Here is a 10,655-nt window from a genome sequence, read left to right on the forward strand (position 1 = left end):
AAACCTCCACCGGCTTCGCCGCCGGCTTGGCCGCCAACGCCGCCTTGCCATCCGGCGTCACCGCCGAGACCGAAACCCCCACCGGCTTCACCGCCGGCTTGGCCGCCAAATCCGCCCCCGATGCCCGCGCCCGCTTCGCCACCGACACCGAAGCCACCACCGGCCTCGCCGCCAAAGCCACCACCGACACCAAAGCCACCGCCGGCTTCACCGCCAAAACCCCCACCGACGCCGTAGCCGACCTGAGCGCCCAGCCCCACCGCATCGGACAACTCCGCGCCGCCACCCAAGCCGGCACCGACGTCGGCGCCGAGCCCAGCAGCAGCCTCACCGCCAGCCGCCGCAGAAACGTTTGAAGCCGCCGCGAGACCGAACTGACTGGCCACCGCTTGCTGTAGACCAACGATGGGGTCGCCGCCGCCTAGTTCCAGCCCCGGCGCCGCGCTGGCCGCCGCGGAGGAGACCTGGGCGGGGGACACGTCAGCAAACCCGGCGTCATTCAGCGCCTGCTGCGGAGAGGCAGCGAAAGCCCTTGCGGCGTCTTCGCTGCGGAACAGGTCAAGGATGTAGTCGATCAGAGAGCTCACGTCAGTGCCTTTCGATGTGTGACTCGTTTGAGCCGTTGCCGGTGCTACGCCGACGTTCCGACACTCAAGCTAGGCGCTTGGTTCCAGGCCGGTAACGGGGCCGAATCCCCCAGTCGTTTGCGCCCTTGCCGGGATCACTCAGCCCATGCCGTTAGGGGATTAGGGGGGTGGTTAGGGACAAGGTGGAGCTTGGTCGGATAACCCCCCATCGACAGCATTTCCCCACTTCAGGACCATAACGGCCGACAATTGCGGTCGTCGCCCAAGTCGATAACGAATCGAAATCACCCGAAGTGTGGGTCGAATCCGAATCCGTGATGATCATTGTCGGCGGTGTGGCTGTCGGCGACGGAGTGATCCCATACTCCCTGGCCGTCCATCCCGAATCCGCCGTCGTGGACTAACTGATCAGGCATTTCGTCGGGCGCAGCGATCGTCGCCGATGGGTCATGCAGCTCGACTGGCGCTGGATGCGGATCTGTCCCGGCCCCGGGCGCTTCGCCGCCGACAGCGGGCGGGTGATCGATGACGTGGCCGGTCAGGCCGTGCCCCTCGGCTGGCCCCGAATCTTGGACCGGCGCATGCGCCGGGAACGCGTCGAACGCGGCCGTGGCCGCACCGCTCGCCCACACATTGCCGTGCTCGGTGGCGCCGCCGGTGCCGCCTATACCGGCGGGAGTGGACATCGATAGCGAATCCGACACCATCGGGATCAAATGATTCACATCGGCGCTGGTGACGCCCGTCAGGTGAGCCTCGGCAATCGCTTGCGCGGGATCTGCCGCATAGCGCGCGGCGGCTTGCGGGTCGCGTACGAGTGACATCACAAAGTCAAGCAATGCATTTGCCATGACACGCCTCCAGCGTGTGCTCCGTCACCGTCAACTTCTGCCCACCACCAACACCCAGCCGTTTCCCGGAATGCTAGCCGCCGAAGGCGCCGCCGTGATCGGTGTGCGCCCACCCTGCCCGGGCGCTGCGTTAGGGGATGCCCTGTTAGGGGATCACGGAGCCTACGGGGATTATCATGACCGGCGCGGCGGGGGAACGCTAAGGTGGGCAGCGGCCGCCGACGCCAGTAACCCAGATCGACGCAGGGACGTGCACCATGGGCAACTCGCTTGGGTCGGCGCACCTGGTCTGCCGCCCACCCGAGAACCACCTGCTCGACACGGCCACGGACGCGAGGGCGATCATCGACCACCGATCGCCCACCCGCGCCACACCCAGGTAGTGCCCAACATGGCCACTCCGGACATCACGGCCTCCGCCGAGGTCTCACCCGACGCGCGTCGCATCATCAATGCGCTGGCGGACGGTGCGCCAACCTCGGTCAAGGTTCTGGTCAGCGGGGGGATCGGCACCGGGAAGACCACCGTCCTCGCCGCCGTTCGGGACGCCTTGCGCGGTGCCGGGATGACGGTGCTGACGCGCCCCCCACGCGACGGGGACCGACCCGACGCGGCGGTGGTCGTCGATGACGCGCAACTGTTGACCGACGCCGAGCTGCTGGCGCTCGTTGAGCGCATCGCTGACCCCGCGGCGACGGTCGTGGTAGCCGCCGAACCGTGCGAGCAGCACACCACGCTGCGGACGCTGGCCGCAGCCCTCGAACGGGAGGGCCCGCGCCTATCGTTGGGTCCACTGACGGTCGCCGACCACCTTGTGGACAGCACCGCGGGGCTGCCGTTTTTGGTGCGAGCGGTGACCGAGACCGCGCAGGAGCCGTTGCAGGCGGCCAAGTTTGCGTTGATCGACCGGCTGCGCCGCCTCGACGAGTCGACGTTGGACACACTGCTCATCGCGTCGTTGAGCCCCGGTTTGGGCGCCGCCGATGTTGCTGCGGCACTGGACATCTCGACCACCGAAGGGCTGCTGCTTGTCGACCGGGCGCGCGCCAGCGGGCTGATCGAGCCGTCGCACAGCCCGGGCTTCATCCGGTCGGTGCACGACGCGGTTGCCCAGCTCGTCGGCAACGCGCATCACCACCAAGTCGAGATAGCAATTTTGCGTTCCCAGCTTGCCATGTCCACGTTGACATCGGACCTCGCGCTGCGCCTCGCCGAACACGGACTGCGAGACGTTGATCTGGCGAGCTTCCTGCGCCGCGCGGCGACCGAGGCACGCGAGTCCGGCCGGGCCGCGCGGCTGTACCGGGCGGCGGTCGGCGCCGGCGCCGAAGGGCTGTCGCGCCGGCTGGCCGACGCGCTGGCCCTGACCGGAGACTGCGCGGGGGCCGCGGCCTTGGCCGATGACCTGCTGCGTTCGGCCGATGTTGCCGAACGCGCCGCTGCGGTGCGGGTGGCGGCCAGCGTCGCCGCCCACGACGGTCATGCGGGGCAGGCGGCCGAGTTGTTCGGCTGGCTGGGGCCTTACCCGGACGCGGTGGTCAGCGCCGCCGGCGCGATCACACTGGCCGCGACGGGAGACCTCACGGCGGCGCGGGCGGGACTGCGGGTCGCGGGACAGGGGCCGCCCACGGCTGCCGCCCGCGCCGCCCGCGGCCTCGCCGAAGGCCTGCTGATGAGTATGGAAGAGCCGTACGCGGTCGCGGTGGCGAAGCTTGGCCAGGCGATCGCCGTGGGCGGATCGATGGGTGAAGTCATCCCCGATAGCCCGGCCGCCTTGGTCACGCTGGCCGCGCTGCACGGCGGCGATCCGGTGCGGGCGCGCAGCATCATCGGTCGCGCGGTGCGCAGCGGCGGTGACACGCTCTTCGAGCGTCGGCACCGGCTGCTGCTCGGCTGGACGAAGATGTGCGACGGCCAGCTCGCCGCGGCCGGCGCCGACGCCGACGCCGCCTGCTCGGGTGCGGCCGCCGACCTGCATCGGCGCGACGCGCTGTGGGCGGCGACGCTACGCACCGCGATCGCGCGTCGCAACGGCGACACCGGCGCGCTGCAGAAGCATTGGTATGCGGCGATGGAGGTGCTCGCCGAGTACTCCATCGACTTGTTCACCCTGCTGCCGTTGGGCGAATTGTGGGTCGCCGCGGCAAGGATGCGTCAGGTGGCCCGGCTGCGCCACACCCTTGATCTGGCATTCGGATTGTTGGACTCGCTGGGCAACCCGGTCTTGTGGTCGGTGCCGCTGCACTGGGCGGGGGTGCACGCCGGAATCTTGACCGGTTCACCGGAATCCGTGGCCCCGCACGGGCGGGCCCTGACCGCGGCTGCCTCCCAGAGCGCCTTCGCCCAAGCGCTCGCGGGTGCCGGTCGTACCTGGCTGCGGGTGCTTGCCGACCAGGTCGACGCCGACGAGGTGACGATGGCCGCCCGCTCCCTGGCCCAGTTCGGGTTGACCTGGGATGCCACCCGCCTTGCCGGTCAAGCCGCGCTGCAGACGCCGGATGCCCGAGTATCGGGCGACATGTTGCAGGTCGCCCGTGATCTCAAGCTGGTCGCCGCGGTGGAGGAGACACCCGATGACGAGCCCGGGTCTGACGCCCCGAAAGCGGCCCGCCAGCCGCCGTCGGCGTCGCCGTTATCCGCGCGGGAGCGCGAAGTCGCCGAGCTGCTCCTCCTGGGCTTGCCGTACCGCGACATCGGCCGTCAGCTGTTCATCTCGGCCAAGACCGTCGAGCACCATGTGGCGCGGATCCGTCGCCGGCTCGGCGCCGGCTCTCGTTCCGAGATGTTGTCGATGCTGCGCGCAATATTGGCTTCGTAGCATTGCATTGCCGGTGCCGACGACGGTTGGGCGGGCCTCGGGTACGGGCGATTGATGTGGAGCCGATGACGGGAATCGAACCCGCGTATTCAGCTTGGGAAGCTGATGTTCTGCCATTGAACTACATCGGCGGTGTCGGCATCGAAGATTAGCATCGAACAGCGGATCCGTCGGGCGAGTGGTGCGGCCGAACGCCAACGGCCCAGCGCCGGTCCGGCAGGGGGGCAAATGCACGCCGGCGAGGAATGGCTCACCACGGGCAAATTCCCGAACCGATGTTTATTCTTTCGTGATCTTGTCGTAATGTGCCTGGGGTGGGTCGGCACAGATTAGCCAAGAAGCGGCGCAAATCGCCGCTGCTCCTGGCAGCGGCGCTGGCCCCCGCGGCGGCGTTCTTCGCGGCGGCCGGTGATGCCGGCCCATTCGTCCCCCGGCACGACCCCATACCCGTTATCGGCGACGGTGCGCCGTGCTGCCCGGAAATCTTCGCGGCAAAACCGGTGGCGATTGTGCTCGCGTCGGACGTGTCCCGCGGCGAAGGCGCGGCTGAGCCCGTCGCCGCGTCGAGATACCACACCAGGTCGCGGTTCTTGCCCGCCGGGCTCGCACCGGAACAGGGCCTGCAGGTCAGGACGATCCAGGTCTCCCGCAGCATCAGCGCCAAATTCCCGCAGATCCACGAGATCGGCGGGGTGCGGCCGGATCCGCTGCCCTGGCATCCCCTCGGTCTGGCGCTCGACGTGATGATCCCGAACCCGCAGAGCGCCGACGGCATCGCCCTGGGCGACGAGATCGTCGCCTACGTGATGAGGAACGCGCGTCGCTTCGGGATCCAGGACGCGATCTGGCGCGGTGTCTACTACACGCCGGGCGGGGCGCAACCGAGCCGGCTCGGCCACTACGACCACGTCCACGTCACGACCACCGGCGGCGGATATCCCAAGGGTGGGGAGATGTATCTCGCCGACTGACCGCTCCGCGGTGAGCAGCGGTTAGGCTCGTCGCGTGCTGCTCTCCGATCGCGACCTCAGGGCCGAAATCACCGCCGGCCGGTTGGGCATCGACCCCTACGACGACGCCTTGGTGCAGCCGTCCAGCATCGACGTCCGCCTGGACTGCATGTTCCGGGTGTTCAACAACACCCGCTACACCCACATCGACCCGGCCAAGCAGCAGGACGAGCTCACGACGCTGGTCGAACCCGTCGACGGCGAGCCGTTCGTCCTGCACCCGGGGGAGTTCGTGCTGGGCTCCACGCTCGAGCTGTTCACCCTGCCCGAGGACCTCGCGGGGCGGCTGGAGGGCAAGTCGTCGCTGGGCCGGCTCGGGCTGCTCACGCACTCGACCGCCGGGTTCATCGACCCCGGCTTCAGCGGCCACATCACGCTGGAGCTGTCCAACGTCGCGAACCTGCCGATCACCCTGTGGCCGGGCATGAAGATCGGCCAACTCTGCATCCTGCGGTTGACCAGTCCGGCCGAACATCCTTACGGCAGTTCGCAAGTAGGTTCGAAGTACCAGGGCCAGCGGGGACCGACGCCGTCGCGCTCCTATCAGAACTTCATAAGGTCTACATAGGTTCTGCGGGGGGCCTCCGCCCCGGTTCTGCGCGATACTTAGTTAGCCATGGTTTTTTCCTCCGCCTAGCCGTGGTTCGTCTCGCAATACCTTTGGAGGGGTTTGTCTTGGATATCGTGCTCGGGGTGTCGATGGCACCGGCATCGATCCAAATGGTGGTCCTGGAAGGCGAATACGCAGACGGTGCCACGGTGGAAGAGGACGTGTTCGACGTCGCGGCCGCCGCCGGGGCGGCCACCGCGAGCGCGCCCGACCAGGTGCTCGCCGCCATCCTGGGCACCCGCGAGGGTGCGGCCGACGCCGGGCTGGAGGTGTCGTCCATCGGTGTGACGTGGACCGACCAGCTCGAGGCGGCGGCGTTGCGCGACGCGCTGGCCGCCCACCGGGTCGAGAACGTCATGTTGGTATCGGCCTTTCTCGCCGCGACGGCGTTGGCCCAAAATGTCGGCGGCGCAATGGGTTACGAGCGAACCGCGGTGATGTTCGTCGAGTCCGACACCGCGACGCTGGCGGTGGTCGAAACCTCCGACGGATCCATTCCCGACGTCTACAAGCAACCGCTCTACGCCGAGTCCTACGACCAGGCCGCCGCGCAACTCGCCGGCATGATCGCGGGGCTGGAGAAGCTGGAAGCGTCGCCGGACGGCGTGCTGGTGGTGGGCTCGGGCGTCGACATCGCCCCGCTGCAGCCGGCCCTGCAGACGGCGACCTCGCTCCCGGTGAGCATGCCCGAGGAGCCGGAGACGGCGCTGGCCCGCGGCGCCGCCCTGGCGTCGGCCAACGCGCCGCTGTTCGCGTCGTCGACCGCCGCGCTGGCCTACGCCCAGGACCCGGGCACCGGCGCCGTCGACCAGCATTCGCTGCCCGAATACCTTTACGTGCCCTTCGGGCCGGAAGCGGGCGACGACGAGCTCGCCTACAGTGCGGTGCCCGACGAGGACTCCGACTCGCCGACCGTCGTGATCGAAAAGCTCTTCATGCCCGAGGAGAGCCAACCGCGGCGCAGGCCGGCGCTGCTGATCGGCAGCGGGTTGGCGGTCGCCGGCATCAGCGCTGTGCTGGCGCTCGAGATCGCGCTGGCGATCGGCATCCGCACCACCGGCACCGTCGCCTTGCAGCCCACTCCCGGTCAGCACCTCATCGTTCCGACGCAGGAGCCGCCGGCGCCCGCACCCGTCGAGGCGTCGGCCCCGGCGCAGCGGATCAATCCGCCGGTGCCGATGGCGGCGCCCATCCCGATGGGTCCGCCGGTGGCCGCGCCGCTGCCTGCGCCCCTGCCCGCCGCGCCTCCCATTCCCGCGGCCCCGGTCCCCGCTCCGGCCGCTCCGGTGGTGCCGGTGCCCATCGTGGTCCCGCCGATCGCGCCGGTGATACTGCCGCCGGTCCACGTCGCGGTGCCCAACCCGATCGTGAGCCCGCCGGTCATCCAGGTGCCGCCGCCGCGCGTGTCGCCTCCACAGCCGGTGCTGCCCCAACCTCCGGTGCACGTCCCCGAGCCGCCACAGGTCGGCGGCACGGTGCCGCAGTCACCCCCGCACCAGGTGCCTCCGGGGCAGGGCTCATCGCCACCCCCCGAGCACTCCGGCGGCTCCACCGGTGGGCACGTCCCGCCGCCCGACTCAGGCTCGGGCGGCTCGACCGGCGGGCATGTCCCGACGCCCGGTTCGGGCACGGGTGGCGCCACCGGTGGGCATGAACCGCCGCCGGGCTCGGGCCCCGGCGGTCTCGGTGGCGGGCACGTGACTCCGCCAGGGGAGGGCGGTCTCGGTGGTGGGCACGAACCGCCGCCGGGCTCGGGCCCCGGCGGACTCGGCGGTCTCGGTGGTGGGCATGTGTCGCCCCCGGGCTCTGCTCCGGGCGGCCTCGGCGGCGGGCACCTCCCGTCTCCGGGTTCCGGCGGCGGTGTGCCCTCCGGCCCCGGTGGTCTGTTCGGCGGCGGCCATGGCGGCGGACCCGTCGGCGGTGGCGGCGGCATCGGCGCCCCGGGCGGTGGGGGCGGTCTCGGCGGCTTCGGCGGCGGCCACAGCAGCGGCGGCGTGGGTGGTGGCGGCGGCCTGGGTGGTGGTGGCGGCTTCGGCGGCGGCGGTGGTGGCTTCGGTGGTGGCCACGCCGGCGGCGGTGGCGGCGGCCACAAGTAGCCCGCGATCAACGAATGTCACTCGCGCGGCTGCCGGAGGCACTCAACTTCGCGCGCTAGTGTGGCGAATTGGGGTGGGGCGCGGCCGGATCGCTGCCAACGCATCCGGCCGAATCTGAGAGCGACGAAGCCCCACGCGGGTTTCCCCCGCACGGCAATCGATTGGACGACTTGGAGGAGCGGTGGACGTCGTACTTGGCGTGTCTATGGCGCCTGCGACGGTCCGCATGGTGCTGGTGGAAGGCGAAGCCGCCGGTGGGGTGACCGTCGATCAGGACGGCTTCCCCCTCGCCGATCAGACGACCGCGGCCGCCGCGGCGGATCGCGTGGTCGCCGCGATTCTCGGCACCCGCGAGAGCGCGGCCCAGGGCGGCTATCGGCTGAAATCGAGCGGAGTGGCCTGGACCCATCCTTCCGAGGCCGCAGCGCTGCGAAACACGTTGGCGGAACGCAAGATCGAGAACGTCATGCTGGTGTCGTCGGTCATGGCCGCCGCGGCGCTTGCTCAGGCGGCGGGCAGCGCGACCAATTGCGCGCGCACCGCGCTGCTGTACGTGGAGCCCAGCACCGCGACGCTGGCCGTCGTCGACACCGCCGACGGTTCGGTCGCCGACGTGCGCCGGCATCCGCTGCCCGGCAGCGACGAAGCGGCGCTGGCGAAGCTGGCCGCGATGGTCTCGGGCGCCGAAGCGATGCGGGCGCGCCCGGACGGGCTGTTCCTCGTGGGCTCGGACGTCGACATCCCGTACATCAAGCCGGCGCTCGAGGCGGCGACCTCGCTGTCGGTGACCACGCCCGAGGAACCCGAGATGGCGCTGGCGCGGGGCGCCTCGTTGGCGGCGGCCAACGCCCGGCTGGGCGCGCCGTCGACGATCGCGATGCCCTACGCCGGAGATCCCTCGGCGAACGACAGCGAGCTGGCCTACAGCGCCGAACCGGACAGCGGGAAGGCCCGGGTGCCCGGCGCCGATCGCGAGTCAGCCTCCGGCGAACACCAGAGCCGCAGGTCGGTGCTGGCCGTCGTCGCGGCCACCCTGGTGTTCGTCGGCGGCGTGGTCGCCCTGGCCATCGCCCTGGCCGTCGACATCCGGCCGCACGCGCACCAGCGCCCCGACATCACACAGAACGTGGTCGCCCCGGCCAATCCGGGGCCCCCGCCGCCACCGGCGGTCCCACCGCCACCGCCGCCGGCATCGGCCCCGGCGGCGCCGCCCCCCGCCCCGGCATCGCCCCAGCCGGGGCCCGGCCCGTCCCACGGCGACCAGTGGGACGACTGGCTGCATCGTCACCTGGGGCAGCACGGCATCCCGGTCCCCTAGCCGTAACGCCGCAAAACCGAAGGCGCCGAGCGCGCGTAAAATCGGCACACGAGGGGAACATAGGGTGGGGACTCAGTGACCTCTGGCGTATTCGCGGGGTGCGGCGGCCACGTCCTCATCATCAGGGCTAGCAATCGAACCTTGGAGGAGCTTTGGACACCGTGCTTGGCGTGTCAATGGCGCCGACGGCAGTCCGGATGGTGCTGGTCGAAGGCCAAAATGGCGAAGGCGCCACCGTCGACGAAGACAATTTCGACGTCCCGCCCGAAGACGACGCCGCAACGCTCAGCGCGGCCAACCAGGTAGTCTCGGCGATCCTGGGCACCCGCCAGGGTGCGGCCGAAGGCGGCTATCAGCTGGCGTCGACCGGTGTCACCTTCACCGACCCGATCGAGGCCGCCGCCCTGCGCGATGCGCTGGCGGCCCACAAGGTCGAGAACGTGATGTTGGTCTCGGCTTTCCTGGCCGCGGCCGCCCTGGCGCAAGCGGTCGGCAGTCAGACCAACTACGCGCAGACGGCGCTGCTCTACATCGAGCCCGACACGGCCACCCTGGCCGTCGTCAACAGCGCCGACGGGTCGATCGCCGACGTGCGCCGGCAGCCGCTCCCGGCCGATGACGAGGCTGCCGTGGCCCAGCTGGCCACGATGGTGTCGGGCGTCGAGTCGCTCGAGACGCGCCCGGACGGCGTGTTCGTCGTCGGGTCCGGCATCGACATCCCCCTGATCAAACCCGCGCTGGAGGCGGCGACCTCGCTGCCGTTGTCGGCCCCCGAGGAGCCCGAAACGGCGCTCGCCCGGGGCGCGGCGCTGGCCTCGGCGCATGCCCCGCTGTTCTCGTCGTCCACCGCGGCGCTGGCCTACGCGCAAGACCCGGGCACCGGCGCCATGAACCCGTTCGCGGTGGCGCCCGGCTACTTCGAGACCCCGGGAACCCTGGGCCGGGACGCGCTCGCCTACAGCGCCGTGCCCGACGAAATGGACGACCTGTACACCGGCGCGCACACCGGCGCCACCGCGCTCGTCGACGCCGGTTATCCCGAGCGCAGCTCGTTCCGCCTGGTGGGCGGCATCGTGGCGGGCGTGTTCGTCATCGGTGTGGTGGCGCTCGTCGTCTCGTTGGCGATCGCCATCCGGCCCACGGCCAACGTCCGGCCCAGCCCGAACCAGAACGTGGTCGTCGCGCCCACCCGGCCGGCCCCGGCACCGGCGGCTCCCGCGCCGGCCGAGGCCCCGGCACCGGCGGCGCCCGCTCCGGCACCGGCTCCCGAAGCTCCCGCTCCGCCCCCCGCGGCGGATCGCTAGGCTGTCCGGCCATGACGAGCATGTGGGGTGCCCCGGTCCATCGCCGCTGGCGTGGATCGAA

Annotated in this window: 8 protein-coding genes, 1 tRNA gene and 2 pseudogenes; 8 read left to right on the forward strand and 3 right to left on the reverse strand. The window is 70.7% G+C overall.

All coding sequences use genetic code 11. The features are described 5' to 3' along the window. Positions 1-356: hypothetical protein (locus A9X04_RS31620; protein WP_231985765.1), on the forward strand; the 356-nt coding region annotated here is incomplete at its 5' end. A 90-nt stretch (positions 357-446) separates the two neighbouring features. Here A9X04_RS31620 and A9X04_RS32390 read toward each other — a convergent pair. Together A9X04_RS32390 and A9X04_RS19455 are read right to left on the reverse strand one after the other, a co-directional pair. Further along, a pseudogene (locus A9X04_RS32390) lies at positions 447-587 on the reverse strand (IniB N-terminal domain-containing protein); the annotation flags it as partial. Between the two features lie 284 nt (positions 588-871). Beyond that, a complete protein-coding gene (locus A9X04_RS19455; RefSeq protein WP_067924000.1) occupies positions 872-1,438 on the reverse strand; it encodes an IniB N-terminal domain-containing protein in 567 nt (188 codons plus the stop codon). 257 nt (positions 1,439-1,695) lie between these two features. Between A9X04_RS19455 and A9X04_RS31960 the strand changes: the two genes are divergently transcribed. Together A9X04_RS31960 and iniR are read left to right on the forward strand one after the other, a co-directional pair. After that, positions 1,696-1,821, forward strand: coding sequence for a hypothetical protein (locus A9X04_RS31960; RefSeq protein ID WP_255396490.1), 126 nt, complete (start codon positions 1,696-1,698; stop codon positions 1,819-1,821). A gap of 8 nt (positions 1,822-1,829) precedes the next feature. Then, the gene (gene iniR / locus A9X04_RS19460; protein ID WP_067924008.1) at positions 1,830-4,256 is read left to right on the forward strand and encodes an isoniazid response ATPase/transcriptional regulator IniR; all 2,427 of its coding nucleotides are present in this window, start codon (positions 1,830-1,832) and stop codon (positions 4,254-4,256) included. A gap of 57 nt (positions 4,257-4,313) precedes the next feature. On the opposite strand, the gene A9X04_RS19465 is transcribed toward iniR, so the two are convergent. Continuing rightward, positions 4,314-4,387, reverse strand: a tRNA-Gly gene (locus tag A9X04_RS19465). A 183-nt stretch (positions 4,388-4,570) separates the two neighbouring features. On the opposite strand from A9X04_RS19465, the gene A9X04_RS19470 reads away from it, so the two are divergent. The 5 genes and pseudogenes from A9X04_RS19470 to A9X04_RS19490 all read left to right on the forward strand — a co-directional run. Beyond that, positions 4,571-5,227 (forward strand): hypothetical protein, encoded by a 657-nt coding sequence (locus A9X04_RS19470; protein ID WP_197509243.1) that lies wholly within the window; start codon positions 4,571-4,573, stop codon positions 5,225-5,227. A 34-nt stretch (positions 5,228-5,261) separates the two neighbouring features. Beyond that, positions 5,262-5,834: a dCTP deaminase gene (dcd, locus tag A9X04_RS19475; protein ID WP_067749071.1), complete on the forward strand. Its 573-nt coding sequence runs from the start codon at positions 5,262-5,264 to the stop codon at positions 5,832-5,834. A 131-nt stretch (positions 5,835-5,965) separates the two neighbouring features. Then, positions 5,966-7,972, forward strand: a complete 2,007-nt coding sequence (locus A9X04_RS19480; protein ID WP_304442402.1) for a hypothetical protein — start codon at positions 5,966-5,968, stop codon at positions 7,970-7,972. Between the two features lie 181 nt (positions 7,973-8,153). After that, a complete protein-coding gene (locus A9X04_RS19485) occupies positions 8,154-9,290 on the forward strand; it encodes a hypothetical protein (RefSeq protein ID WP_067924005.1) in 1,137 nt (378 codons plus the stop codon). 197 nt (positions 9,291-9,487) lie between these two features. Next, positions 9,488-10,585, forward strand: a pseudogene (locus tag A9X04_RS19490) (hypothetical protein); the annotation flags it as partial. Positions 10,586-10,655 lie beyond the last annotated feature (70 nt).

It is taken from the genome of Mycobacterium sp. E3247 (assembly GCF_001667785.1).
Taxonomy (GTDB): Bacteria; Actinomycetota; Actinomycetes; order Mycobacteriales; family Mycobacteriaceae; genus Mycobacterium.